This is a genomic window from Actinomadura madurae, assembly GCF_047130825.1.
In the GTDB taxonomy this organism is placed as follows: Bacteria; Actinomycetota; Actinomycetes; order Streptosporangiales; family Streptosporangiaceae; genus Spirillospora; species Spirillospora madurae.
In genome coordinates this window covers 1,456,797-1,481,601 of record NZ_CP083237.1, presented here as the reverse complement: position 1 = coordinate 1,481,601, position 24,805 = coordinate 1,456,797, and the positions used below count along the sequence as shown (strand labels likewise).

Sequence of the window (24,805 nt, the reverse complement as noted above, 5' to 3'; positions counted from 1 at the left end):
TTACTTAGCGAACGTAAGTGTACGGCGGGGGTGGTTATTCCCCGCCATGTCACCCCATGGGTGACGGGGAGGAATCGCAGGTGGAATGCGGGCCGCTCGCGTGTCCGGTTTTGGTGCGGGGCCCCGGCCTCCATAAGCTTGCCTTCCGTGGACCTTCGTCTGCGCGGCCCCCGTCGTTCGTCCCCCCGGCACGGCTCGTCTTCGTGACGCCTGCCGCGGTCAGGTCCGGAAAGGACGCTGATGCAGGTCGTCTCCACCGCCGGTCACGGTGGGCACGGGAAGTCGGCGCTCGTGCGCGCCCTCACCGGCACGGAGCCCGGCGAACCGGGTGCCTGGACCGAGCTGCCGTCCGGGCGGCGCGTGGCCTTCGTGGACGTCCCCGGAGACGAGCGGTCCGTCCCGGCCATGCTCGCCGGGGCCGCCCCGGCGCCCGCCGTCCTGCTCGCCGTCGCCGCCGACGAGGGCTGGATGCCGCAGACCGCCGAGCACCTGGAGGCGCTCGGCGCGCTCGGGGTCCGGTCCGGCGTCCTGGCGGTCACCAAGGCCGACGCCGCGGACCCCAAGCTCGCGCTGCGCCTGGTCCGCGACAAGCTCGCCGGCACCGCGCTGCGCGGCATGGAGGCCGTCCCCGTCAGCACCGTCACCGGGGCGGGGATCGACGAGCTGACCGCCGCGCTCGACCGCCTCGCCGGCCGGCTGCCCGTCCCCGACCCGGCCGCCCCGGTGCGGCTGTGGGCCGACCGCGCGTTCACCGCCGGGCGGCAGACCGTCGTCACCGGCACCCTCACCGCCGGCACGGTCGGCGTGGGGGACGAGCTGCTCCTCATGCCCGCCGGCGAGCGCGTCCGGGTGCGGACGATCGGCTGCGCGGGGGAGCCCCGCACGTCGGTCGGCGGCGTCTCGCGCGTCGTGCTGACCCTGCGCGACGCGGGCCGCGTGGAGGCCGGCATGGCCCTGGTCACCCCCGGCGCGTGGACCCACACCACCTGCGTCGACGTGCGCACCAGGTTCGGTGAGGCGTCCGGCCGGCTGGCCCGCCGGATGACCCTGCACCTCGGGTCCGCCGCCGTCCCGGTCGGGCTGCGCCCCCTCGGCCCCGACACCGCCCGCCTGACCCTGAACACCCGGGTCGCCCTGCACCTCGGCGACACCGGCGTCCTGCGCGACCCCGAGCGCCGCTCCATCGCCGGGGTGAGCGTCCTCGACGTCCGGCCGCCGACGCTCGTGCGGCGCGGCGCCGGGGCGGCCCGCGCGCGGGAGCTGGCGTCCTGGCCCGACCGCCCGGACGGCACGATCGTGCTGCGGCGGCACGGCGTGCTCCGCCGGTCGGAGCTGTCGCTGATGGGCTGCGCGCCGCCGGAGGACGCGGTCGCGCTGAACGGCGAGTGGGTCGCCGACCCCGCGCACTGGGAGTCGCTGTTCGAGCGGCTCGCCGAGGAGACCTCCCGGCACGCCGCCGCGAGCCCGCGCGCCCCGGGCATCCCGCTGGAGACCGTCCGGCTCCGCCTCGGGCTCCCGGCCCGGCAGCTCGTCACCGCCCTGGTCCGCCCGCCGCTGCGGGTGGACGCCGGGCGCGTCTACGGCCCCGTGCCCCCGCCGGCGCCCGCCCCGGCACCGGAGCCGCCGGCCACCGCGATCGCCGCGACGCCGCCCCCGCCCTGGGCGGCGGGCGTGCAGCGCCTGCGCGCCGACCTCGCGGACTCCCCGTTCGACCCGCCGTCCCCGGAGCGCCTCGGCGAGCTCGGCCTCACCGGCGAGGTGCTCGCCGCGGCGGAGCGCGCCGGCGCGGTCGTGCGCATCGAGGACGAGGACGGCGACATCGTGCTGCTCCCCGGCGCCGACCGGGAGGCGCTGCGCGTCCTGACCGGCCTGCCCCAGCCGTTCAAGCCCGCGCAGGCCGGGGAGGCCCTGGGAACCAGCCGCCGGGTCGCCGTGGCGCTGCTGCGCCACCTGGACCGGCTCGGCCTCACCGAACGGCGCCGCGCCGAGAGGTCATGAAGCGGGCGGTCATAGGCGGTCATGAAGCGGCGGTAATGAAGCGGCGGTCATGAACCGCGCGGCGGCGGGAAAACCGGTTGAACCGCGATCGGTGGTTCTGGCGTCATAGATCACGGTTCGGATCCCGTCGACGAAGGAGTGGCATGCCGTACCAGACGCTGAAGGGCGGCCGTGTCCCCATCCGGATGTGGACCGACCCCGGCACCGTCGAGGACCTCGCCCTCGACCAGCTCCGCAACGTCTCCGCCCTTCCGTGGGTGGAGGGCCTCGCGGTGATGCCCGACGTCCACTACGGCAAGGGCGCCACCGTCGGCTCGGTGATCGCGATGAAGGACGCGGTGTCGCCGGCCGCCGTCGGCGTCGACATCGGCTGCGGGATGACCGCCGCCAAGTCGTCGCTCACCGTCGAGGACATGCCGGACGACCTGGCGGGGCTGCGCAGCCGCCTGGAGAAGGCGATCCCGGTCGGGCGCGGCTCCCACAAGCAGGCCGTGGACCCGTCCGGGCTCCCGAACCTGAAGGAGCGCGGCTGGTACGACTTCTGGAAGGCCTTCGACGAGCTGCACCCGGCGGTGCGGTCCCGGCTCGGCCGCGCGCGGTCCCAGATGGGCACCCTCGGCGGCGGGAACCACTTCCTGGAGCTGTGCGCGGACGACAAGGGCGCGATCTGGCTGGTCCTGCACTCCGGCTCGCGCAACATCGGCAACGAGCTGGCCGAGCAGCACATCGAGGCCGCCCGGAGGCTCCCGCACAACCAGGACCTCCCGGACAACGACCTGGCGGTGTTCCTGACCGGGACGGCCAAGATGGACGCCTACCGGCACGACCTGTTCTGGGCGCAGGAGTACGCGCGCCGCAACCGCGCCGTCATGATGGCGCTGGCGCAGAACGTCGTGACGCGGCGGTTCGGCGAGAAGCGCTGCAAGTGGAACCAGGTCATCTCCTGCCACCACAACTACGTGGCCGAGGAGGAGTACGGCGGCGTCGAGCTCCTGGTCACCCGCAAGGGCGCGATCCGCGCCGGCCGCGGCGACCTCGGGATCATCCCGGGGTCCATGGCGACCGGCACCTACATCGTGCGCGGGCTCGGCAACGACAGCGCGTACAACTCCGCCTCGCACGGCGCGGGCCGCCGGATGAGCCGCAACAAGGCCCGCAAGAGCTTCACCGTCGAGGACCTCGTCGAGCAGACCCGGGGCGTCGAGTGCCGCAAGGACAGCGGCGTCATCGACGAGATCCCGGGCGCCTACAAGGACCTGGAGACGGTGATCGAGGCGCAGTCCGACCTCGTGGAGGTCGTCGCGCACCTGCGCCAGCTCATCTGCGTCAAGGGCTAGAGACGGGGCGAGAGGTCAGGAGAGGGCGCGGTCGATGAACGCGGTGACGTCGGCGAGGACCTCGTCGCGGTTGGTCTCGTTGAAGACCTCGTGGCGGGCGTCCGGGTAGAGGCGCTCGGTGAGGTCGTCCCCGCGGACGGTCTCGATGCCGATCCGGGTGTCCTGCGGACGGACGAGCTCGTCGGCGTCGCCGTGCACGTAGAAGGTCGGCAGCGCGCCGAGGGAGCCGTGCTCGTCGATGCGCCGGAGGGCGGTGTCGAGCGCCTGGACCGTCGTCTTCTTGAACGGGCCGTGCCAGATGAGCGGGTCCTCGGTGTAGGCCTTGCCGACGGCGGGGTCGCGCGACAGCGTGGACGTGTCGATCGGCTCGTCGGGCATCTCCTCCAGCGGCAGCAGCTGCTCCGCGACGTGCCAGCGGCCGAGGACGGGCCCGGACAGCACGAGCGCGGCGAGGACGTCGCCGTGCAGCTGGGCGTGGCGGGTGGCGATCAGCCCGCCCATCGAGTGGCCGATCAGGACGACGGGCAGGCCGGGATGGTCGGCGAGGGCCGCCTCGACGGTGGTGTGCAGGTCGGCGACGACGTCCTCGAAGTCCTCGATCAGCACGCGCTCGCCGGCCGAGCGGCCGTGCCCCATGTGGTCGGGCCCGCACACCACGGCCCCGTGCCGCACGAGGACGTCCGCGACGTGTTCGTACCGGCCGAGGTGCTCGCCGTAGCCGTGCGCGAGGACCGCGATGTAGCGCGGCTCGCCGTCCGCCCAGCTGCGGACGGTGATCGCGCCCCGCGTCCCGGCGAACTCCCACTCCCGCGACGTCGTCACTCCGGCCTCCCTCTCGCTCGACGGAACGTAACGGTCTCTCGCGATGGGACGGATCGTCAACCACCGCAATAGGGTGGAGTGACAGACCGCAACCCACCGGCGGCCCGCGAGCCGGGCCCGCCGGGCATCAGGAAGGGGCGCCCGTGCTGGTCGACACCTTCGGCCGTACCGCGACGGACCTGCGGGTCTCCCTCACCGACCGGTGCAACCTGCGGTGTGCGTACTGCATGCCGCCGGAAGGGCTGGACTGGCTGCCGAAGCCGGAGCAGCTCACCGACGACGAGGTCGTCCGGCTGGTCGGCCTCGCGGTGCGCGACCTCGGCGTCACCGAGGTCCGCTACACCGGCGGCGAGCCGCTGCTGCGCCGCGGCCTCGCCGAGATCGTGCGGCGCACGGCGGAGCTGTCGCCGCGCCCGCAGATCTCGCTGACCACCAACGGGATCGGGCTCGACCGGCTGGCGGCGCCGCTGGCCGGGGCCGGGCTCGACCGCGTCAACGTCTCCCTCGACACCCTCGACCGCGAGACCTTCCAGCGGCTCGCCCACCGCGACCGGCTGGAGGACGTGCTGCGCGGGCTCGAGGCGGCCAGGGCCGCCGGACTGGAACCCGTCAAGATCAACACGGTGCTGATGCGCGGGATCAACGACGGCGAGGCCGTCCCGCTGCTGCGGTACTGCCTGGAGCACGGCTACCGGCTGCGGTTCATCGAGCAGATGCCGCTGGACGCCCAGCACGGCTGGACCCGCAAGAACATGATCACCGCGGACGAGATCCTGGACCGGCTGTCCGCCGAGTTCGACCTGGCCCCCGACACCGCGCACGACCGCGGCAGCGCCCCCGCCGAGTCGTTCCTGATCGGCGGCGGCCCGGAGACCGTCGGCGTGATCGGCTCGGTGACCCGGCCGTTCTGCGGCGCCTGCGACCGGGTGCGGCTCACCGCCGACGGGCAGATCCGCAACTGCCTGTTCGCCACCGAGGAGTCCAACCTGCGGGACGCGATGCGCGACGGCGCCACCGACGCCGAGTTGGCCGAGCGCTGGCGCAAGGCGGTCTGGGCGAAGCGCGCCGGGCACGGCATCGACGACCCGTCGTTCCTGCAGCCCGCGCGGCCGATGTCCGCGATCGGCGGCTGACCGCGGTGCGCGGCGGCGCGGAGTTCGACGCCGTGCTGCTGGCCGGCGGGCGGGCGCGGCGGTTCGGGGCCGACAAGCCCGCCGCGGCCGTGGGCGGGCGCGCGCTGATCGAATGGACGGCCGCCGCCGTCGCCGGGGCGGCCCGGCTGGTCGTGGTGGGGCCGCCGCGGGACGTGCTGCCGGACGCGGTCGTCGTCCGCGAGGACCCGCCCGGCGCCGGGCCGGTGCCCGCGCTGCGCGCCGGGCTCGCGCGGGTGCGGGCGCCGAGGCTGGCGCTGCTGGCCGCCGACCTGCCGTTCCTGCGTCCCGTCCACATCGCCCGGCTCCTCGACGCGATGGGGGAGCGGCCCGGGGCGGTGCTCGTGGACGAGGCGGGCCGCGAGCAGTGGCTCGCCGGCTGCTGGCGCACCGGCGCCCTGCGCGCCGCGCTGGACGGCCACGACGGCGCCGCGCTGCGCGGCCTGCTCGGCCCGCTGGAGCCGGCGGCGGTGGCGCTGCCGGCCGGTGCCCGTCCCCCCTGGTACGACTGCGACACCCCCGAGGAGCTGGCCGCCGCCGGCCGGCTGCTTTGATGGTGCGAGAGTGGGCAGGTCACCAGGACCATGCGCGAAGGGGGAACCCAATGCCGGTGCTCGACGACTGGATCAACGCCGCCTGCCGCGAACTCGGCCTGGAGCGCGGCGACATCGACCAGGGCCTCGTCCTGGACCTGGCCCGCGACGTCGCGCACGGGGTCGCGCGGCCCGGCGCGCCGCTGACGGCGTACCTGCTCGGCCTCGCGGTCGGGCGCGGCGCGCCGGCCCGCGACGCCGCCGCCCGGCTGACCGAGATGGCCGAGGGCTGGCAGGCCGAGGTGCCCGCGCCGGCGGGCGAGCCCGCGCTGGACGACGCCTAGCCCCGGTCCGCGGGGGCGTTCCGCTCGGCGACCGGCACGACGTCCTTCAGGAAGTCGCGGCGGGACAGGAACGCCGACAGGCTCTCGCGGTGCTCGTCGCAGGCCAGCCAGATCTTCCGCCGGTCCGGCGTGTGGATCTTCGGGTTGTTCCAGCGCAGCGCCCACACGGCGTCGGCGCGGCATCCCTTGGCGGAGCACAGCAGTTCCTCGGGGCCGGTCCCCGGAGCGGAGTCGGTCATCCGGCCACTGTGGCACAGGGCGCCGGTGCGGAACGGCCCGGCCCCGCGTTTCGCCGGGCCGGGCCCCGGATAGGAGGGTCCCGTGCGGACAGCGGCCGCGGAGCACGGCGAGGAGGGGCGGCGGCGCTGGCGGGCGCTCTCGGTCTGCCTGGTGTCGGCGTTCATGACCTTGCTGGACGTCAGCATCGTCAACGTCGCGCTCCCCTCGATCCGGGCGGGCCTGGACGCGTCCCCGGCGGAGCTGCAGTGGATCGTGTCGGGGTACGCGCTGACGTTCGGGCTCGTCCTCGTCCCGGCCGGGCGGCTCGGCGACGCCCGCAGCCGCCGCGCGGTGTTCATGACCGGGCTCGCGCTGTTCACGGTGGCGAGCGCGGCGGCGGGCATGGCCCCGACGGTCCTGTTCCTCCTGCTGGCGCGGCTCGTGCAGGGCGTCGCGAGCGGGATCCTCAACCCGCAGGTCGCGGGGCTCATCCAGCAGCTGTTCCAGGGCGCCGAGCGCGGGCGCGCGTTCGGCGCCCTCGGCGCGGTGATCGGGATCGCCACGGCCGTGGGACCGCTGCTCGGCGGCGCGCTGATCGCGCTGTCCGGGCCCGAGGAGGGCTGGCGGTGGGTGTTCTACGTCAACATCCCGGTCGGGGTCGCGGCGCTGTTCCTGGCGTGGCGGCTGCTGCCCGCCCCGGTCTACGGGGAGCGGCAGGGCCTGGACCCGCTCGGGGTGCTGCTGCTCGGCGCGGGCGTCTTCTGCGTGCTGCTGCCGCTCGCCCAGGAGCAGCAGTGGAGGACGGACCTGAAGTGGCTGCTGGTCCTCGGGGGCGCCGTCCTGATCGCGCTGTTCGCCCTGTGGGAGCGCCGGGCCGCGGCGCCGATGGTCGACCTGGCGCTGTTCCGGCTCCGCTCCTACACGCTGGGCGCGGCGATCGCGCTGCTGTTCTTCGCCGGGTTCACCGCGGTCTTCTTCATCTTCACCCTCTACCTGCAGAACGGCCTCGGCTACAGCGCGCTCGGGGCGGGCCTGGCGATCACCCCGTTCGCGGTCGGGTCCGGCGCGGCGTCCGCGGCCGGCGGCCGGGTCGTGACGCGCTACGGGCGGTCGCTCGTCGCCGCCGGCCTGTGCCTGGTGCTGGCCGGGCTCGGCGCCGCCTGGGTCGCGGTCGAGCTGGTGCCGGGCTCCGGGGTCGCCTGGGCGACCGCGGCCCCGCTGGCGGTGGCCGGCGTCGGCACGGGCCTCGTCATCTCGCCGAACCAGACGCTGACGCTGTCGCAGGTGGACTCGACCGAGGGCGGCAGCGCGGCGGGCGTCCTGCAGACGGGCCAGCGCGTCGGCACCGCGATGGGCATCGCCGCCGCCGGGTCGGTGTTCTTCGCGACGGTCGCCGGGACGGGCGGGGACTGGGCGGCGGCGTTCCGGCACGGGCTCATCGTCATCCTGGTGTTCGTGCTGGCGGCGCTGGCGGCGGCCGGCGCGGACCTCGCCGCCGGCCGCCGCGAGCGGCGCCGCGGCGCCGCGCTAGCGCCGGCGGCGGAGGGCGCGCGCGCCGAGACCGAGAGCCGCCGCGGCACCGGCGACGGCCGCGGCTAGCACCAGGTTCTGCCGCCTGATCCGGGCCGGGATCTCCGCGTACGGCATCGTCGAGAACGACACCAGCTCGTAGCGGGAGACGTAGCGTCCGGCCAGGCGCCGCTCCAGGGCGTGCGTCGCGGCCTGCTTCGCCCGGTACACCGGGGACGACACGCGGTCGCGCATCTCCACGAAGTTGTCCAGCGCCATCTCGGCGATCGCGTCGGTGTTGGCCTTGCGCCGCTCCTGGTAGAGGGCCAGCGCGCGGGCCCAGTCGCCGCCCGTCTCGGTCAGGCACCGGTCGATCTCGATGCAGTCCTCGAAGGCGCAGTTGGCGCCCTGCCCGAAGAACGGGACGATCGCGTGCGCGGCGTCGCCGAGCAGCGCCACGGTCGCGCCGTCCCCGCGGACCGTCCACGGCCAGCAGCGGACGGTGACCAGCGAGCCGACCGGGTTGTTCGCGTAGTCGTCGACCAGGCCGGGCATCAGGCCGGCCACGTCGGGATAGTGCCGCTCGAAGTAGGCGGTGATCTTCTCCGGCGAGTCGAGGGCGGCGAGGTCGTCCTTCGGCCAGAAAAGCGTGCAGGTGAACGACCGGTCGAGGTTCGGCAGCGCGATCATCATCGAGGTGCCGCGGGGCCAGATGTGCAGCGCGTCGGGGTCGAGGGCGAACCCGCCGTCCTTCGGCGGGACGGTCAGCTCCTTGTAGCCGTGCTCCAGGAAGTCGGCGTCCTCGCCCGGCCCGAGGGACCGGCGGACCGCGCTGTAGGCGCCGTCCCCGGCGAGGACGACGCCGGCGGGCTCGGGGTCGCCGTCCTCCAGCAGGACGGCCCCGGCCGCGGTGTCGACGCCGGTGACGCGCCGGGAGAAGCGCAGCGTGACCCCGGGCGTCGCCTCGGCGGTGTCCAGCAGCGACCGGTTGAGCTCGGCGCGGCTGATGGAGTTGATCGCGCGTTCGCCGTCCGCGCTGTAGGGCTGGAAGTTCGGCGCCCCGCGCAGGGGGTGGACCATCCGCCCGTGCATGGGCAGCGCCCGCTTGAGCGACCGGTCGCGCAGCCCGACCTGCTCCAGCGCGGCCAGCCCGCGGGCCGAGATCGCCAGGTTGATCGAGCGGCCGCGCTCGGCGCCCGCGACGCGCGGGTCGGGGCGCCGCTCGTACACCGTCACCGGGATGCCGCGGCGGCCGAGGAGCACCGCGAGCAGGCAGCCCGCGAGGCCAGCGCCGACGATCGCGACCCGGTCCCGGTCACCCGCCATGGACGGGGACCTCCTCGGTCTGCGAGCGGACCTCCCACAGGTCGGGGAAGGCGGGGGCGAACAGGGTGCGGCGCAGGTAGTCGGCGCCGGCCGACCCGCCCGTGCCGATCTTCGCGCCGATCGTCCGCTCCACCATCTTCAGGTGCCGGTACCGCCATTCCTGGATGCCCTCGTCGACGTCGACCAGCGCCTCGCACACCTCGGCGGCCGGCCCGGACTCGTCGGCGTAGACGGTGAGGAGCACCTTCTGGACGCCGGGGTGCGGATCCCACTGCCGGGAGACGTCGCGCTCCAGCGCCTCCGCGGGGACGGGCAGCCCGCGACCGGCGAGGTAGCGCAGCAGCGAGTCGAAGATCGACGGGCGGGTGACGGCCGCCTGGAGGCGCCCGTCCCCGCGCAGGTCCGAGGCGGGGAACCCGCGCCGGCCGAGCACGGCCTCGATCTCGCGGAACTGCTCGCTCTGGAAGCCGCTGGAGTTGCCGAGCGCGTCGCGGAAGGCGGCGAACTGCCGGGGCGTCATGGTCTCCAGGACGTCGAGCTGGCCGACCACGGTCTTGAGGATCTTGGCGATGCGGCGCGCGGTGTGCAGCGAGCCCGCGCTGTTGCCCTCCTCCAGCCGGCGCTGCAGCAGCGCCGCCTCGTGCAGGATCTGCTTGAACCACAGCTCGTAGACCTGATGGATGATCACGAAGAGCAGCTCGTCGTGGGCCCGGGTCTTCGGCTCCTGGCAGGCCAGGAGCTCGTCGAGCTTCAGGTAGCCGCCGTACGTCATCGTCGGCGAATCCGCCATCACGCCTCCTTGCGACACAACGGATGTGGTCCGCAGCATATGGGATCGTTCCGCCCATCCAGGGGATGGGTGGCCCTTGGCCGCACATTCCCGGCACCCCCTACGATCAGAACGCTATTCGGTATCGGGCTCCGGGAGGTACGGGATGGGCGGGATCGTCAGGGAGTTCGTGGGGCTGCCGTCGCCCCTGGCCGGACGGGCGGGCGCGGGCGGCCACCCGTGCCAGGGCGTCTACCACCGCCCGGCGGGCGCCCCGCCGAAGACCGCGTTCATCGCGACCCACTACAGCGTCGACTTCTCCGAGCACTACCTCGCCGAGCACCTCGCCGCCCGCGGGTACGGCTTCCTCGGCTGGAACACCCGCTTCCGCGGCGACGAGGCCCACTTCCTCCTCGACCACGCCCTCGCCGAGATCGGCACCGGCGTCCGCTGGCTCCGCGAGCGGGCCGGCGCCGAGCGGATCGTCCTGCTGGGCAACTCCGGCGGCGGGTCGCTCATGGCCGCTTACCAGTCCCAGGCGGTCCGGCCCAGCGTCACGCCCGTCGCCGGGATGCGCCCGGTCCCGGCCATCGAGGACCTGCCGGCCGGCGACCTGTTCATCGCCCTGGCCGCCCACGCCGGCCGCCCCGAGGTCCTCACAGCGTGGATGGACCCGTCGGTGACCGACGAGACCGATCCCCTGTCGGCCGACCCGTCCCTCGACCCGTTCGACCCCGCGAACGGGCCGCCCTACGGCGCTGGGTTCCAGGCCCGCTACCGCGCCGCCCAGCGCGCCCGCAACGAGCGCATCACCGACCGGGTCCTCGCCCGCCTGGACGCCCTGAAGGGCACCCGCGCCCGCGACGAGCTGTTCACCGTGCACCGCACGTGGGCCGACCTGCGGATGATGGACCCGTCCATCGAGCCGTCCGACCGGGAACCCAACCGCTGCTACCTGGGCGAGCCGGTCAAGGCCAACTACGGCGTCTTCGGCATCGGCTCCCTCTGCACGCTCCGGTCGTGGCTGTCGATGTGGAGCCTGCGCACGTCGCAGTGCTCCGCCGCGCCGCACCTCGCGCGGATCACCGTCCCGTCCCTGGTCGTCCACGCCACCGCCGACGAGGGCGTCCACGACAGCGACGCGCGCGCGATCTTCGACGCCCTCGCCGCGTCCGACAAGACGCTCGACTTCATCAAGGACACCCACTACCTGCCGCGCTCGCGGCCCTGGGCCGCCGACCTCATCGACGCCTGGGTCCGCGACCACTAGGCGGGCTTCTCCGGGCCCGGCCCCGGACGCGGGTCGCCGGCCCGGAGCGGCGCGTGCTCGTAGCGGCCCTCGTGGGCGAGGACCGGCCGCCGGTCGCCGGCCAGCTCGGGATGCCGCTCCTCCAGCGCCCGCCGCTCCTGCGCCGTCCGCCGCAGCTCGGTGACGTACTCGCGGTCGCCCTCGCGGGTGCCGCGCCACGTCTGCGGCATCATCTCCGGCGGCGGGGGGACGGACGCCGTCCCGAGCAGCCCGCACCGCGCCGGGACCTTCACCGTCGCCGCCCCGCACGCGCAGGCCGGCAGCGGCGCGGTGAACGACTGGATCACCTCGAACCGGTGGCCGGCCTCGCACCGCAGCTCGTAGATCGGCACGGCCGCCTCACCACAGCCGCAGCGAGCGCTTGAAGATCTCCGCCACGGCGTCCTCGTCCACCGGGCGCGGCGAGGTCGCCAGCAGCCGCTGCTGCTTCATCGTGCCCTCCACCAGGCCGGGGATGTCGCCCTCGGTGTAGCCGACGCCCCCGATCCCGTCCGGGATGCCGATGTCGCGCATCAGGTTCAGCACCGCCCGCGGCAGGTGCTCGGCCGGGTCGTTCGGCCGGTCCAGGCGCGGGTCGAGCAGCTCGGCCGCCCGCACGTGCTGCTCCGGGCGCGCCTGGTAGGTGAACCGGAACGCCTCCGGCGCGGTCAGCGACACCGACATCCCGTGCGGGACGAGCGCCTCCCCGTCCGGGTAGCCGGCGGGGTGGAAGTCCTTCACCATCCCGGCGATCGGGTAGGCGTTGGCGTGCGGGATGTGGACCCCGGCGTTGCCGAAGCCGAGCCCCGCGAACGTCGCCGCGAGCGCCATGTCGGCGCGGGCCCGCCGGTCGTCGCCGTCCTGGACGGCCTTGCGGAACGACCGGGACAGCAGGCTCAGCGACTTCTCCGCCCACATGTCCGACACCGGGTTGGCGCCGCAGTAGGGCACCCGCTGCTCGGCCTTCTTGCGCTCGAAGTCGTCGAAGGGGCGGGCGGTGTAGCTCTCCAGGGCGTGGCAGAGGATGTCCATCCCGGCGGACGCGGTCACGCCGGACGGCTGCGACATCGTCAGCTCGGGGTCGACCACCGCGAGCGTCGGGCGCATCCGCGGGTGGCTGATGCCCGTCTTGACCCGCAGGTCCAGGACGTCCAGGACGCACACGGTCGTGCTCTCCGCGCCGGTCCCGGTCGTGGTGGGGACGGCGACCAGCGGCAGCAGGGGCCGCTCCGGCGCCCGCCCGTCCCCGATCGGCGGGTTCAGGTACTCGGCGAGGTCGCCGTCGTTCGTCGTGAGCAGGTTGATCGCCTTGGCGGTGTCGATGCTCGATCCGCCGCCGACGGCCACGTAGGCGTCGTAGGGGCCGGTCTCCCGCGCGTGCTCGACGGCGTGCCGCAGGCTCGCGTCCGTCGGCTCCACGCGGACGCCGTCGAAGACCGCCGCCTCGACGCCGTACGCCTTCATCGCGTCGGCGATCCGCTGCGGGCCGCCCGTCGCGGAGACCCCGGGGTCGGTCACCACGAGCACCCGGCGCGCCCCCAGCTGCGTGAGGTCGAAGCCGAGCTCGTCGGCCGCTCCCGTGCCGAACTTCAGCTGGGGCGCACCGTAGGTGAAGACCGTTTCGTTCGTCATGACCGTCCTCAGGTGTAGAAGGCGTCGGGCGCCCGCCGCAGCGAGTCCAGCTGTTCCGCGTCGTGCCCGAACACCACCGTCGCGTCGCTCTTCTCCGCGATTCCCCGGATCTTCTCCACCGATGCGTACCAATCGCCGAGATCGCTGACGATCGCGGCGGGCGTCGCGGGCGGGCCGTAGGACTCGCCGAGGTAGACCGCGTCCGACGTGAAGATCATGGTGCCGGTGTCGGGGAGGTCGACCTTCATCGCCATCGTGCCGGGGGTGTGGCCCGGTGCCTCGATGAGGATGACGCCGGGCAGGAACTCGGTGTCGCCGGAGACGGTCTCGAAGTCCAGGCCCTCGTAGTCGGCCTTGAGGTGCGCGCCCTCGAACTCGCCCTCGAACCCGAACGCGAAGTCCTTCTCCTTCTGGTTGCACACCAGCCGCGCGCCGGTCCCCGCGAACTGCCGGACGTTGCCCGCGTGGTCGAAGTGCAGGTGCGACAGCACGACGAAGTCGAGGTTCTCGGGGCTCACGCCCACCTGGCCGAGCCGCCGGTCGAGGTACTGCTCCTCCTCGACCTGGTCATAAGGGAAGAACTCCTGCAGGCCGCTCGGCTCCCAGCGGGTCTCCCAGTCGCGCGGGCAGCTGGTGTCCCACAGCAGCGTGCCCTCCGGGGTCTCCACGAGGACGGTGTGGGTGGTGCAGCGCACCCACTCGCTCGGCTCGCCCTTCTCGCCGCGCGGCCGGATCGTCCGTCCCGCCTTCAGCAGGAGCCACGTCAGGTCGCAGCTCATCGCCCCGCAGTCGAGCACATGCAGCCTCGTCGCCGCCATCACGCCACCTCCGCGAGTCCGGTACCACCTCCACCGTGACATCGCCGTCCGATAAGTCAACAAACGACCCTTCTCGACCTGCACAAACATCTGGGATATGCCTGGAGGCATGAGCCCTGGAGACATGAGCGTCGACGCCCGCCCGTGGCTCGCGCGCTACGGCGAGGGGATACCGGCCGGCATCGAGCCCGAGTACGCGAGCGCCCTGGACATGGCCGCCGTCACCGCGGCCGCGCATCCGGACGCCGACGCCCTGCGCTGCCGCGGCGAGCGGATCACCTGGCGCGACCTCGGCCGCCGCTCGGACGCCTTCGCCGCCGCCCTCGCGGCCGAGGGGTTCGGGCCCGGCGACCGGGCCGCGCTGTACCTGCAGAACGTCCCGGAGTTCGTGATCGCGCTGCTCGGCGTCTGGAAGGCCGGCGGCATCGCCGTCCCGGTGAACCCGATGAACAAGGCCCGCGAGCTCGACCTCGTCCTGCGCGACTCCGGCGCGAGCGCCCTGGTGGCCCTCAGCGGGCTCTACGAGGACGTGGCGCGCGAGGTGATCGCCGGCACCGGGGTCGGCACCGTCGTCACGGTGGCCGAGCCGGACCGTCCCGCCGCCGGCACGCGCGACCTCGCGGACCTCGTCGACCGGTTCGCGGACCGGTCCCCGGCCGAGCCCGCCCGCCCCTCCCCGGACGACGTCGCCCTGCTCACCTACACCTCGGGGACGACCGGGCCGCCCAAGGGGGCGATGAACACCCACGGCAACCTGGTCTTCAACGCCCAGACCTACCGCGACTGGATCGGCATCGGCCCGGGCGACGTGATCCTCGGGGTCGCGCCGCTGTTCCACATCACCGGCATGGTCGGGCACGTCGCGCTGTCGCTGCTGACCGGCGCGCGGCTCGTGCTGATGAACCGCTTCGACCCGGCGCGCGCGATCGACACGATCCGGGCCGAGCGCGCCACCTTCACGGTCGGCTCGATCACGGTCTTCATCGCGCTGCTCAACGCCCCGAACGCGGCGCGCGACGCGCTGGCCACCCTCACCAGGATCTACTCCGGGGGCGCGCCCATCCCGCCGAGCACGGTCGCGGCGTTCCGGGACGTCTTCGGCCAGTACATCCACAACATCTACGGCCTCACCGAGACGACCTCGCCGTCCCACGCCGTCCCGCTCGGCGCCGAGGCGCCGGTGGACCCGGTGACCGGGGCGCTGTCCGTCGGGGTCCCGGTGTTCGACACGGTCGTCCGAGTGGTCGGCGACGACGGCCGGGAGCTGCCGCCCGGCGAGATCGGCGAGCTGGTCACCTCCGGCCCGCAGGTGGTCCCCGGCTACTGGAACAAGCCGGAGGAGACCGCGGCGGCCCTGCCGGGCGGCGCGCTGCGCACCGGCGACGTCGGCTACATGGACGCCGGCGGCTGGTTCTACCTGGTGGACCGCAAGAAGGACCAGATCAACGCGGGCGGCTACAAGATCTGGCCGCGCGAGGTCGAGGACGTCCTGTACGAGCACCCGGCCGTCCGCGAGGCCGCGGTCGTCGGCGTCCCGGACGAGTACCGCGGCGAGACCGTCAAGGGGTTCGTCAGCCTCCGGCCCGGAGCGGACGCCGAGCCGGAGGAGCTGATCGGGTTCTGCCGCGACCGCATGGCGGCCTACAAGTACCCGCGCGTCGTCGAGATCCTGGACGAGATCCCGAAGACCGTCACCGGGAAGCTGCTCCGCCGGGCCCTCCGCGACCGGCCGCCGGGACCGGGCGGGCGGGGCTAGCCGAGGTCGCCGGTGGTCAGGCGGACCTGGCGCAGGGCGGCGGTGAGCTCGGCGGCCTCGGCGGCGGGGAGGCCGGCGATGCCGAAGGCCGACTCGTTGAGGGCGAGCGTGGCCTCCTCGGCGAGGTCGCGGCCGGCCGGGGTGATGGTGGCGAGGACGACGCGGCGGTCGTCGGGGGAGGGGCGGCGGCCGACGAGGCCGCGCTGCTCCAGGCGCCCGATCACGTTGGTGACCGACGCGGGGTGCACCATGAGGCGCGCGCCCATCTTGCCCATGGGGAGCGTCCCGGTGCGGGCGAAGGCCAGGAGGCGCAGGGCCTCGTAGGCGGCGAACGTCAGCCCGAACGGCTTGAGGACGGCCTCGATCCGGCTGAGCAGGAGCTGCTGGGCCCGCATCACCGAGGTGACGGCCGCCATGTGGTCGGCGTGCTCGGGCCAGCGGGCGCTCCACTGGCGGTGGGCCTCGGCGATCGGATCGGGTATGTCGGGCACCGGGCCACCGTATGTGGTCTTGACCGCGTCGCGCACGGAAACTATTTTAACTTCCAAATATTGGAAGTCCAAGGTTTGGGGTGGGGACGGTGACGGGGGAGCTGCACGCGCCGGTGCACCCGGTGCGGTTCGTGACGGCGGCCGCGCTGTTCGACGGCCACGACGCCGCGATCAACATCATGCGGCGCATCCTGCAGTCCCAGGGCGCCGAGGTCGTGCACCTGGGGCACGACCGCTCGGTCCGAGAGGTCGTCGACGCCGTCCTGGAGGAGGACGCGCAGGGCGTGGCGATCAGCTCTTACCAGGGCGGGCACGTCGAGTACTTCGAGTTCCTGTCGCGCAGCCTCAAGGAGGCGGGCGCCGAGCACGTGCGCGTGTTCGGCGGGGGCGGCGGCGTCATCGTGCACGAGGAGATCGACCGGCTCTCCGGCGCGGGGGTGCGGATCTTCTCGCCGGAGGACGGGCAGCGGCTCGGCCTCCCCGGCATGATCAACGAGCTGGTGCGCGACTGCGACGTCGACCTCGCCGCCGAACCCGCCCCGGTGGAGGAGGTCCTGGCGGGCGGGCGGCGCGCCCTCGCGCGGACCCTCACCTGCCTTCAGGCCGGGAAGCTGCCGGAGAGTGACCGGGCGCGGCTCGCCGAGGCGGCCGCCGCGCGCCGGGTGCCCGTGCTCGGCATCACCGGGACGGGCGGGTCCGGGAAGTCGTCGCTCACCGACGAGCTGGTGCGGCGGCTGCGCGTCGACCAGGGCGACCGGCTGCGCGTCGCGGTGCTGGCGGTCGACCCGACCCGGCGGCGCGGCGGCGGCGCGCTGCTCGGCGACCGGATCCGGATGAACTCCCTGGACGGCGACCGCGTGTTCTTCCGCTCGCTGGCCACCCGGGGCGCGCGGGAGCTGCCCGAGAACATCGAGGACATCGTCACCGCCTGCAAGGCCGCCGGATACGACCTGGTCGTCCTGGAGACGCCCGGCATCGGGCAGGGCGACGCCGCGATCGTCCCGCTGGTGGACGTGTCGCTGTACGTGATGACGCCGGAGTTCGGCGCCGCGTCCCAGCTGGAGAAGATCGACATGCTCGACTTCGCGGACGTGGTGGCGATCAATAAGTTCGAGCGGCGCGGCGCGGCCGACGCACTGCGGGACGTGGGCCGCCAGCTCGTCCGGAACCGGGAGGCGTTCGGGCAGCGTCCCGATGACATGCCCGTGTTCGGCACCAGCGCGGCCACCTTCAACGACGACGGCGTCACCGCGCTCTACCAGCACCTCGGGGGCCTCCTGGGCGAGCACGGGCTGCGGCTGGAGGACGGGACCCTGCCCGAGGCCGCGACCAAGGTGTCGACCGGCGCCGCGACCGTCATCCCGCCGGGCCGCGTCCGGTACCTGTCCGACATCGCCGAGACCGTGCGCGGCTACCACGCGGACACGGCAAGGCAGATGGAGGCGGTGCGGCGCGTCCAGCGGCTGGCCGAGGTCCGCGCGGAGCTGACCGACGCCTCCGAGGTCGAGGTGCTGCTGGACGGGGCGCGCCGCGACGTGGCGCCGGACAGCGCCCGGCTGATCGAGGAGTGGCCGGCCGTCGTGGAGTCGTACTCCGGCGACGAGCAGGTCGTGAAGATCCGCGACAAGGAGCTGCGCACCGAGCTGACCCGCGAGTCCCTGTCAGGCAGCCGCATCCCGCGCGTCGCGCTGCCGCGCTACACCGACCACGGCGAGCTGCTGCGGTTCCTCCGGTCGGAGAACCTCCCGGGACGGTTCCCGTTCACCGCCGGGGTGTTCCCGTTCAAGCGCGACAACGAGGACCCCGCGCGCATGTTCGCGGGGGAGGGCGACCCGTTCCGCACCAACCGGCGCTTCAAGCTCCTGTCGGAGGGCCAGCCCGCCACGCGGCTGTCCACCGCGTTCGACTCGGTCACCCTGTACGGGCGCGACCCCGACGAGCGTCCCGACGTGTACGGCAAGGTCGGCACGTCCGGGGTGTCGATCGCGACGCTGGACGACATGAAGGCCCTATACGACGGGTTCGACCTGTCGTCGCCGACCACGTCGGTGTCGATGACCATCAACGGCCCCGCGCCCACGATCCTGGCGTTCTTCCTCAACACCGCCATCGACCAGGGGCTGGACGCCTTCTACGAGGAGAACGGGCGCGAGCCGTCCGCCGAGGAGGCCGCGCGGATCCGCGCGCGCGTCCTGTCGACCGTGCGCGGCACCGTGCAGGCCGACATCCTCAAGGAGGACCAGGGCCAGAACACCTGCATCTTCTCCACCGAGTTCTCGCTGCGGATGATGGGCGACATCCAGGAGTGGTTCATCGCCAACAAGGTCCGCAACTTCTACTCGGTGTCCATCTCCGGCTACCACATCGCCGAGGCGGGCGCGAACCCCATCAGCCAGCTCGCGTTCACCCTCGCCAACGGGTTCACCTACGTCGAGTCCTACCTGGCGCGCGGCATGGACATCGACGACTTCGCGCCCAACCTGTCGTTCTTCTTCTCCAACGGCATGGACCCCGAGTACAACGTCCTCGGACGGGTGGCCCGCCGCATCTGGGCCGTGGCCATGCGCGACAGGTACGGCGCCAACGAGCGCAGCCAGAAGCTCAAGTACCACGTGCAGACGTCCGGGCGCTCCCTGCACGCGCAGGAGATGCACTTCAACGACATCCGGACCACGCTGCAGGCGCTCATCGCCATCTACGACAACTGCAACAGCCTGCACACCAACGCCTACGACGAGGCCGTCACCACGCCGACGGCCGAGTCGGTGCGGCGGGCGCTGGCGATCCAGCTCATCATCAACCGCGAGTGGGGACTCGCGATGAACGAGAACCCGCTGCAGGGGTCGTTCATCATCGACGAGCTCACCGACCTGGTCGAGGAGGCGGTGCTGGCGGAGTTCGACCGGATCAGCGAGCGCGGCGGCGTCCTCGGCGCGATGGAGACCGGCTACCAGCGCGGCCGCATCCAGGACGAGTCGATGCTGTACGAGCAGCGCAAGCACGACGGCTCCCTGCCGCTGATCGGGGTCAACACGTTCCGCACCCCGGACTCCGGCGACGGCACGCCGAAGAAGATCGAGCTGGCCCGCGCCACCGAGGAGGAGAAGCGCTCCCAGCTCGACCGCGTCCACACCTACCAGGCCGCGCACCGCGACGAGGCCCGGGCCGCCCTCGCCGCGCTCAAGGAGGCGGCGCGGGCGGGCGAGAACGTGTTCGCGGTGCTGATGGACGCGGCGCGCGTGTGCAGCCTCCAGCAGATCACCGACGCGTTCTTCGAGGTGGGCGGCCAGTACCGCCGCAACGTCTGATCGTCCGACTCATGACCGCGCGTGACGACACCGGCGCCCCGGTTCCCGTTCCGGACCGGGTGCGCCGGGTCGTGTCCATCGTCCCGTCGCTGACGGAGACGGTCGCGGTGTCGGCGCCGGGCCTGCTCGCCGGCGCCACCGACTGGTGCACCCACCCCGAGGGCCTGGACGTGCCGCGCGTGCGCGGCACGAAGAACCCCGACGTGGAGAAGATCGCGGAGCTGGGGCCGGACGTCGTCCTCGGCAACACCGAGGAGAACCGCCCCGCCGACGTCGAGGCGATGCGCGCCGCGGGCGTCCCGGTGTGGATGACCGAGATCCGCACCGTCGGCGAGGCCCTCACGTCGCTGCGCCGCATGCTCACCGAGGCGTGCCGGATACCGGTCCCGGCCTGGCTGGACGAGGCGGCGCGCGTCTGGTCGGACGTCGCGCCGCGCGCGCCCCGCGCGGCGGTCATCCCGATCTGGCGGCGGCCATGGATGGTCGTCGGCCGGGACACCTTCACCGGCGACGTGCTGTCCCGGCTCGGCGTGTCCAACGTGTACGCGGGTCACCTGGACCGGTACCCGAAGATCCCGCTGGACGAGCTGAACGCGTCGGGCGCGGACCTGGTCGTCCTGCCGGACGAGCCGTACGCGTTCACCGAGCACGACGGTCCCGAGGCGTTCCCCGGCATCGACGTGGCGCTCGTCAGCGGGCGCGACCTCACCTGGTACGGCCCGTCCCTCGTCGGCGCCCCGGCCGCCCTCGCACGGCGGCTCGACGAGGCCCGCGCCCGCTAATCGTGCCCGCTAGCCGTGCCCGTCGGCCGCCTCCGGTGAGGGCGCGCGGCCGGTGAACATGGCCTCCACGCAGCGGGCCATGCGCTCGTCCAGCTCCGCCGCCGGCACGCCGGTCTCCCGGGCCAGATGCTCGCGCAGCAGCGTGTACCCGCAGATCGTGGACGCGATCGCCGCCTGCACGGCCTCGACGTCCTCGACGGGCAGGCCGCCCGCCGCGGCCTCCGCCGCGAGGTCCTCCCTGTCGGCGCCCCGGTTGAGCAGCGCCCGGGGCCGCTCGTCGCCGTCCAGCACCAGCAGCGCCGCCAGGCGGACCGGCTCGGGGTTGCGCAGGCTCGTCCAGAACAGGCGCGCCAGCCGCTCGCGCAGCGGCAGCCCGGCCGCGTCGACCGCGTCCTCCGCGTTCAGCCGCGACCGGTGGAACAGCGCCGACCGCAGCAGCGCCCGCCGCGACCCGAAGTACTGGTAGACCAGCCCGCGGTTGACGCCCGCCTCGTCGGCGACCTGCCGCAGGTTGAGCCCGGCGAGGACGCCGCCGCGCCGCAGCAGCGCGATGGCCGCCGCGCGCAGCGACTCCTCCGTCCCCTCCCGGTCGCGTGCCTGGCCGTCCTTGCGGACCGCCCGCGGCGGCGTCACCCGCCGTGCCCCCGCGGGGGCGCGGCCACGCGCACCGCCCGGCTCATGCCCGCGGACCGCCCGCCACGTAGATGACCTGCCCGGAGACGAACGAGGCGTCGTCGCTGACCAGGAACGCGACGGTGCCGGCGATGTCCTCGGGGACGCCGACGCGGCGCACCGGGATCTCCTTGGCGGCGGCGGCCTTGAAGTCCTCGAACTCCACGCCGATCCGGGCGGCGGTCGCGGCCGTCATCTCGGTGGCGATGAAGCCGGGGGCGATCGCGTTGGCGGTCACGCCGAACCGGCCCAGCTCGATCGCGAGGGTCTTGGTGAAGCCCTGCAGGCCCGCCTTGGCGGCCGCGTAGTTGACCTGGCCGCGGTTGCCGAGCGCCGACACCGACGACAGGTTCACGATCCGGCCCCAGCCCGCCTTCGTCATGTGCTCCTGCGCGGCGCGGCTCATCAGGAACGAGCCGCGCAGGTGCACCGACATGACGGCGTCCCAGTCGTCGTCGGACATCTTGAACAGCAGGTTGTCGCGGGTGATGCCGGCGTTGTTCACCAGCACGACGGGCGGGCCGAGCTCGGCGGCGACGCGCGCGACGGCGGCGGAGACCGCCGCGGAGTCGGCGACGTCCACGCCGACGGCGAGGGCCGTGCCGCCGTCCTTGGCGATCGTCTCCACGGTGCCGGCGCACGCGGCCTCGTCGAGGTCGCAGACCGCGACGGCGAAGCCCTCCTTCGCGAGGCGCACGGCGGTGGCGGCGCCGATGCCGCGCGCGGCGCCGGTGACGACGGCCACCCGGTTCTCGGTCATGTGAGCAGCCCTTCCGTCAGACCTGGATGTCCTTGGCGATGATGGTCTTGAGCACCTCGCTGGTGCCGCCGTAGATGCGGGTGACCCGCGCGTCGGTGTACAGGCGGGCGATCGGGTACTCCAGGATGTAGCCGTAGCCGCCGTGCAGCTGCAGGCACTTGTCGACGACGCGGGCCTGGACCTCGGTGCAGAACAGCTTGCAGACGGCGGCGTCGGCGGGGGTCAGCTCCCCGGCGTCCAGGGCCTCGATGCAGCGGTCGACCAGCGAGCGGGCCGCCTCGACCTCGGTGGCGCACTCGGCGAGGACGAACTTGGTGTTCTGGAACGAGGAGACGGTCTTGCCGAAGACGGTGCGCTCCTGCACGTACGCGCGGGCGAACTCGACCGCGGCGGCGGCGGACGCGTAGGAGCTGGTCGCGATGCCGAGGCGCTCCTCGGCGAGGTTGTGGGTGAGGTACTCGAAGCCGCGGCCCTCCTCGCCGAGGAGGTCCTCGACGGGCACCCGGACGTCGGTGAACGACAGCTCGGCGGTGTCGGAGCTGCGCAGGCCGATCTTCTCCAGCTTGCGGCCGACGGCGTAGCCCTCGCTCTTGGTGTCGACGGCGAGGATCGACAGGCCGGCCCGGCGGTTCTCGGGCGTGGCGGGGGACGTGCGGGCCACCACCAGCACGCGGTCGGCGAGGACGCCGCCGGTGATGAACGTCTTGGCGCCGTTGAGGATGTAGTGGTCGCCGTCGCGCTTCGCCGTGGTCTGGATGCCGGCGAGGTCGGAGCCGGTGCCGGGCTCGGTCATCGCGATGGCGGTCATCATCTCGCCGGACACGAACGGCGGCAGCCAGCGCTTTTTCTGCTCGTCCGAGCCGTACTTGAGCAGGTAGGGCAGGACGAGGTTGACGTGCACCCCGTAGCCGCCGAAGCTCACCGCGGCGCGGGCGCACTCCTCGGAGATCACCGCCTGGTACTTGAAGCTGGTCTCGCCCGCGCCGCCGTACTCCTCGGGCACCTGGACGCCGAACACGCCCAGCTCGCCGAGCTTGCCGTAGAACTCGCGCGGCGGGTGGCCGGCCTCCTCCCACGCGTCGTAGACCGGGGCGACCTCGGCCTCGATGAACGACCGGATCATGTCCCGGAACGCCTCATGGTCCTCGTTGAAAACGGTGCGGCGCACGCCGTGCCCCTCTCGCCTGCGTATCTAACGGAACGCTAACCTAACTCGAATAGCGTTCTAGAATCAAATACGAGGCGGAGGCCGCGGAGGTCAGGGGTTGACCCGCTGGGACAGCGCCTTGAGGAAGAGTGTCTGCACCTCCTCGGGGGTCTCGGCCACGTACGCGTCCCCGCGCGTGAGCCGCGCGATCTGCCGCAGCTCGTTGACGTCCACATCGTCGCCGTTGCCGAACATGTTGATGAGGACCGGGCGCTCCGGGTCGTACTCGCGGCGGATGTGGTCGAGCGTCTCGGCGAGCGAGGGGCCGCCCGGGTCCTCGTTCCGGCCGTCCGTCCAGAGCAGCACCGAGTTCACGTACTCCGGCTTGTAGGTCCGCTTCATGTAGTCGAACGCCGCCATGACCGTCTCGTACAGGCCCGTGTCGCCGCGCTTCTTCACCCTGATCTGCGCGAACGCGCTCAGCATCTGCTGCCGCCGGGTGGCGGAGCCGAGCCGCTCGCCGAGCGGCCCGACGCTGACCAGCTCGCGCCAGTCCTGACCGCCCTCCAGCTTGGTGGAGAACACCCACTGGCCGAGCTCGCTGTCGTCCGGCAGCAGCGACAGCCCGCTCTGCGCGGTGCGGACCGTGGCCTGCAGCCGGGTGACGCCCGGCGCCAGCTTCTGGTCCATGGACCCGGACACGTCGATGATGCTGAGCATCCGGATGCTCAGCGACAGCTGCGCCCACGACTGCATGGTGCGCCGCACGTCGGCGGCGGGCGCCGGCGGCAGCGCCTTCGGCGCGCGCGGGTTCAGGCCGGTCCGGGCGGAGAACGCCGCGGGCGCGGCGCCGCCGGGGGTGCGGAACCCGAGCCGCTGGACGTCGTCGCGGGTGGCCCGGTCCGACAGCGCCCGCCCGAGCAGGCGCGCCGCGCCGGCCTTGGCCGCGTCCCCGGACAGGACGGTGACGGGATGGTCGAGGAAGATCGTCCCCTCCGCCGGGTACACCGCGACGGCCTGCTCGGCCGGACGGCGCGCGTTGTAGGAGAAGACCGCCTGCTCGGGAGCCAGCGCGACGGGGTAGCGGTCGGTGTCGCCCTTGCCGAACGCGGCGAACTCCGCCGCGACCGACGCCGCGATGCCCTCGCGGATCGTCCGGACCACGCCGGCGAACCGCGCCTGGCCGCCCGGGGAGTCGGCCAGCAGCGCGCCGGCCAGGATCAGCGAGCCCATCCCGGTGGCGCTGCGGTCGGGGTCGGGGACCTGGAGCCGGAACAGCCGCGCCGGGATGACGCCGCCGCCCGCGTCCGGGTCCTGCCCGTCGTCCGAGGACGCGCCCGCCGCGGCGAGCAGCTCCTTCCAGGACGGCTGCTCGGGCGCGCCGAGGTTGCGCAGCTGCGTCGCGAGCCCGCGGGGCATCGCCAGCACGATGGGGGAGGAGGCCATGCCGCCGAGGTCGGTGAAGGACCCGGCCGCCCCGGGCCGGTCCGAGCTGCCGACGAGCTTGGTCCACAGCGAGGAGTCGGGGATCCAGACGTCCGGCCGCTCGGTGACGCCGGCCACCCCCTTGCCGGACAGCAGCGTCGCGACGGCCGCCGGCTCGGTGGCCCGCACCCGCGCGCGGACGCACCGCCCGTCCACCTCGTCCTTGGCGTCGTTGAGGCGGCCCGCCGCCCGGATGACCGCGGGGGCGATGTCCGGCGCGGCCGCCACGGTGAGCGTGAGGGCGCCGTCGCCGGAGCAGCCGTCGCCGGCCGCGGCGACCGCGTAGGCGCCGAGGCCGGTCAGCAGCACCAGGCCGACCGCGCCCGCGAGCGGCCCGAGCAGGATGCCGCCGACGCGCCTCGGCGGCCGTCCCCGGCCGGGGAGCCACCGGCCCCGGGGCGGCTTGGCGGCGGCGTGCGCCGGCCCCGGCGGGCGGGACGCGCGGGCGGGCCGGGTGAACGCGTCGAAGGGCGCCTCGGGCCCTGCGGGCCCCGGGCCGGCGGGGCGTGCGCCGGGACCGTGCGGCGCGGGCGCTCCGCCGGGCTGCGAGGCGCCGAGGAAGGTGTAGGGCGTCTCCGGGTCGTCCGGCTCCGGCAGGTTCCTGGGTGCCCAGTCGGGCACGTCGTCGTGTCCGCTCATCGCCGTTCTCCGTTTCCCG

Annotated in this window: 22 protein-coding genes; 10 read left to right on the top strand and 12 right to left on the bottom strand. The window is 73.8% G+C overall.

Annotated elements, in window-relative coordinates; genetic code table 11:
* Positions 1-240 precede the first annotated feature (240 nt).
* The gene (locus tag K8Z49_RS06930) at positions 241-1,998 is read left to right on the top strand and encodes a selenocysteine-specific translation elongation factor (RefSeq protein WP_075022472.1); all 1,758 of its coding nucleotides are present in this window, start codon (positions 241-243) and stop codon (positions 1,996-1,998) included.
* A 143-nt stretch (positions 1,999-2,141) separates the two neighbouring features.
* Positions 2,142-3,335: an RtcB family protein gene (locus K8Z49_RS06925; protein WP_021600021.1), complete on the top strand. Its 1,194-nt coding sequence runs from the start codon at positions 2,142-2,144 to the stop codon at positions 3,333-3,335.
* Between the two features lie 15 nt (positions 3,336-3,350).
* On the opposite strand, the gene K8Z49_RS06920 is transcribed toward K8Z49_RS06925, so the two are convergent.
* Positions 3,351-4,157, bottom strand: a complete 807-nt coding sequence (locus K8Z49_RS06920) for an alpha/beta hydrolase (protein ID WP_075022471.1) — start codon at positions 4,155-4,157, stop codon at positions 3,351-3,353.
* Positions 4,158-4,300: 143 nt separating this feature from the next.
* Here K8Z49_RS06920 and moaA point away from each other — a divergent pair, with 143 nt between their 5' ends.
* Genes moaA through K8Z49_RS06905 form a run of 3 tightly spaced genes read left to right on the top strand, consistent with a single transcriptional unit; the run spans position 4,301 to position 6,185 of the window.
* Positions 4,301-5,290 (top strand): GTP 3',8-cyclase MoaA, encoded by a 990-nt coding sequence (gene moaA / locus K8Z49_RS06915; protein ID WP_024936461.1) that lies wholly within the window; start codon positions 4,301-4,303, stop codon positions 5,288-5,290.
* A 5-nt stretch (positions 5,291-5,295) separates the two neighbouring features.
* On the top strand, positions 5,296-5,862 hold the full coding sequence (locus K8Z49_RS06910) for a molybdenum cofactor guanylyltransferase (RefSeq protein ID WP_024936462.1): 567 nt from the start codon (positions 5,296-5,298) through the stop codon (positions 5,860-5,862).
* 50 nt (positions 5,863-5,912) lie between these two features.
* The gene (locus tag K8Z49_RS06905) at positions 5,913-6,185 is read left to right on the top strand and encodes a DUF6457 domain-containing protein (RefSeq protein WP_024936463.1); all 273 of its coding nucleotides are present in this window, start codon (positions 5,913-5,915) and stop codon (positions 6,183-6,185) included.
* On the opposite strand, the gene K8Z49_RS06900 is transcribed toward K8Z49_RS06905, so the two are convergent.
* Positions 6,182-6,424, bottom strand: a complete 243-nt coding sequence (locus tag K8Z49_RS06900) for a hypothetical protein (protein ID WP_024936464.1) — start codon at positions 6,422-6,424, stop codon at positions 6,182-6,184. The genes K8Z49_RS06905 and K8Z49_RS06900 overlap by 4 nt on opposite strands.
* Before the next feature lie 82 nt (positions 6,425-6,506).
* Between K8Z49_RS06900 and K8Z49_RS06895 the strand changes: the two genes are divergently transcribed.
* Positions 6,507-8,003 carry a DHA2 family efflux MFS transporter permease subunit gene (locus K8Z49_RS06895; RefSeq protein WP_412517857.1) on the top strand — a complete coding sequence of 499 codons (1,497 nt, stop codon included), beginning with the start codon at positions 6,507-6,509 and terminating at the stop codon, positions 8,001-8,003.
* Here K8Z49_RS06895 and K8Z49_RS06890 read toward each other — a convergent pair.
* Positions 7,932-9,239 (bottom strand): FAD-dependent oxidoreductase, encoded by a 1,308-nt coding sequence (locus tag K8Z49_RS06890; RefSeq protein WP_075022469.1) that lies wholly within the window; start codon positions 9,237-9,239, stop codon positions 7,932-7,934. The genes K8Z49_RS06895 and K8Z49_RS06890 overlap by 72 nt on opposite strands.
* On the bottom strand, positions 9,229-10,029 hold the full coding sequence (locus K8Z49_RS06885; RefSeq protein ID WP_412517856.1) for a tryptophan 2,3-dioxygenase: 801 nt from the start codon (positions 10,027-10,029) through the stop codon (positions 9,229-9,231). The genes K8Z49_RS06890 and K8Z49_RS06885 overlap by 11 nt, the downstream gene beginning before the upstream one ends.
* Before the next feature lie 145 nt (positions 10,030-10,174).
* Between K8Z49_RS06885 and K8Z49_RS06880 the strand changes: the two genes are divergently transcribed.
* Positions 10,175-11,278 carry a hypothetical protein gene (locus K8Z49_RS06880; RefSeq protein WP_021596769.1) on the top strand — a complete coding sequence of 368 codons (1,104 nt, stop codon included), beginning with the start codon at positions 10,175-10,177 and terminating at the stop codon, positions 11,276-11,278.
* On the opposite strand, the gene K8Z49_RS06875 is transcribed toward K8Z49_RS06880, so the two are convergent.
* The 3 genes from K8Z49_RS06875 to K8Z49_RS06865 are packed head-to-tail and all read right to left on the bottom strand — an operon-like array spanning position 11,275 to position 13,746.
* Complete coding sequence (locus tag K8Z49_RS06875) at positions 11,275-11,649, bottom strand: FmdB family zinc ribbon protein (protein ID WP_021596770.1); 375 nt, start codon at positions 11,647-11,649, stop codon at positions 11,275-11,277. The genes K8Z49_RS06880 and K8Z49_RS06875 overlap by 4 nt on opposite strands.
* A 7-nt stretch (positions 11,650-11,656) precedes the next feature.
* Positions 11,657-12,928: a hydroxyacid-oxoacid transhydrogenase gene (locus K8Z49_RS06870; RefSeq protein ID WP_075022466.1), complete on the bottom strand. Its 1,272-nt coding sequence runs from the start codon at positions 12,926-12,928 to the stop codon at positions 11,657-11,659.
* Positions 12,929-12,936: 8 nt separating this feature from the next.
* Positions 12,937-13,746 (bottom strand): N-acyl homoserine lactonase family protein, encoded by an 810-nt coding sequence (locus tag K8Z49_RS06865; protein ID WP_412517855.1) that lies wholly within the window; start codon positions 13,744-13,746, stop codon positions 12,937-12,939.
* Positions 13,747-13,855: 109 nt separating this feature from the next.
* Between K8Z49_RS06865 and K8Z49_RS06860 the strand changes: the two genes are divergently transcribed.
* Positions 13,856-15,502 carry a class I adenylate-forming enzyme family protein gene (locus K8Z49_RS06860; RefSeq protein WP_412517854.1) on the top strand — a complete coding sequence of 549 codons (1,647 nt, stop codon included), beginning with the start codon at positions 13,856-13,858 and terminating at the stop codon, positions 15,500-15,502.
* Here K8Z49_RS06860 and K8Z49_RS06855 read toward each other — a convergent pair.
* Complete coding sequence (locus K8Z49_RS06855; RefSeq protein WP_021596774.1) at positions 15,499-15,993, bottom strand: MarR family transcriptional regulator; 495 nt, start codon at positions 15,991-15,993, stop codon at positions 15,499-15,501. The two genes, K8Z49_RS06860 and K8Z49_RS06855, sit on opposite strands and share 4 nt — an antisense overlap.
* A gap of 80 nt (positions 15,994-16,073) precedes the next feature.
* On the opposite strand from K8Z49_RS06855, the gene icmF reads away from it, so the two are divergent.
* Entirely contained in the window at positions 16,074-19,301 is a 3,228-nt protein-coding gene (gene icmF / locus K8Z49_RS06850; protein ID WP_412517853.1) for a fused isobutyryl-CoA mutase/GTPase IcmF, read from the top strand.
* 11 nt (positions 19,302-19,312) lie between these two features.
* Entirely contained in the window at positions 19,313-20,083 is a 771-nt protein-coding gene (locus K8Z49_RS06845) for a helical backbone metal receptor (RefSeq protein WP_412517852.1), read from the top strand.
* 9 nt (positions 20,084-20,092) lie between these two features.
* Here the strand turns inward: K8Z49_RS06845 and K8Z49_RS06840 are convergent, their stop codons facing one another.
* The 4 genes from K8Z49_RS06840 to K8Z49_RS06825 all read right to left on the bottom strand — a co-directional run bounded on the left by K8Z49_RS06840 (position 20,093) and on the right by K8Z49_RS06825 (position 24,786).
* Positions 20,093-20,716, bottom strand: coding sequence for a TetR/AcrR family transcriptional regulator (locus K8Z49_RS06840; protein WP_021596777.1), 624 nt, complete (start codon positions 20,714-20,716; stop codon positions 20,093-20,095).
* A gap of 43 nt (positions 20,717-20,759) precedes the next feature.
* Positions 20,760-21,515 (bottom strand): 3-oxoacyl-ACP reductase FabG, encoded by a 756-nt coding sequence (fabG, locus tag K8Z49_RS06835; protein ID WP_412517851.1) that lies wholly within the window; start codon positions 21,513-21,515, stop codon positions 20,760-20,762.
* Between the two features lie 16 nt (positions 21,516-21,531).
* Positions 21,532-22,683 (bottom strand): acyl-CoA dehydrogenase family protein, encoded by a 1,152-nt coding sequence (locus K8Z49_RS06830; RefSeq protein ID WP_075022463.1) that lies wholly within the window; start codon positions 22,681-22,683, stop codon positions 21,532-21,534.
* A 90-nt stretch (positions 22,684-22,773) separates the two neighbouring features.
* Positions 22,774-24,786, bottom strand: a complete 2,013-nt coding sequence (locus tag K8Z49_RS06825; RefSeq protein WP_024936469.1) for a substrate-binding domain-containing protein — start codon at positions 24,784-24,786, stop codon at positions 22,774-22,776.
* Between the last annotated feature and the right edge of the window lie 19 nt (positions 24,787-24,805).

Bases quoted from the DNA above. Each gene is read 5' to 3' on its own strand.
- K8Z49_RS06930 (WP_075022472.1), top strand. From the start codon at position 241: ATGCAGGTCGTCTCCACCGCCGGTCACGGTGGGCACGGGAAGTCGGCG.
- K8Z49_RS06925 (WP_021600021.1), top strand. From the start codon at position 2,142: ATGCCGTACCAGACGCTGAAGGGCGGCCGTGTCCCCATCCGGATGTGG.
- K8Z49_RS06905 (WP_024936463.1), top strand. From the start codon at position 5,913: ATGCCGGTGCTCGACGACTGGATCAACGCCGCCTGCCGCGAACTCGGC.
- K8Z49_RS06900 (WP_024936464.1), bottom strand. From the start codon at position 6,424: ATGACCGACTCCGCTCCGGGGACCGGCCCCGAGGAACTGCTGTGCTCC.
- K8Z49_RS06890 (WP_075022469.1), bottom strand. From the start codon at position 9,239: ATGGCGGGTGACCGGGACCGGGTCGCGATCGTCGGCGCTGGCCTCGCG.
- K8Z49_RS06885 (WP_412517856.1), bottom strand. From the start codon at position 10,029: ATGGCGGATTCGCCGACGATGACGTACGGCGGCTACCTGAAGCTCGAC.
- K8Z49_RS06880 (WP_021596769.1), top strand. From the start codon at position 10,175: ATGGGCGGGATCGTCAGGGAGTTCGTGGGGCTGCCGTCGCCCCTGGCC.
- K8Z49_RS06870 (WP_075022466.1), bottom strand. From the start codon at position 12,928: ATGACGAACGAAACGGTCTTCACCTACGGTGCGCCCCAGCTGAAGTTC.
- K8Z49_RS06865 (WP_412517855.1), bottom strand. From the start codon at position 13,746: ATGGCGGCGACGAGGCTGCATGTGCTCGACTGCGGGGCGATGAGCTGC.
- K8Z49_RS06860 (WP_412517854.1), top strand. From the start codon at position 13,856: ATGAGCCCTGGAGACATGAGCGTCGACGCCCGCCCGTGGCTCGCGCGC.
- K8Z49_RS06845 (WP_412517852.1), top strand. From the start codon at position 19,313: ATGACCGCGCGTGACGACACCGGCGCCCCGGTTCCCGTTCCGGACCGG.
- fabG (WP_412517851.1), bottom strand. From the start codon at position 21,515: ATGACCGAGAACCGGGTGGCCGTCGTCACCGGCGCCGCGCGCGGCATC.
- K8Z49_RS06825 (WP_024936469.1), bottom strand. From the start codon at position 24,786: ATGAGCGGACACGACGACGTGCCCGACTGGGCACCCAGGAACCTGCCG.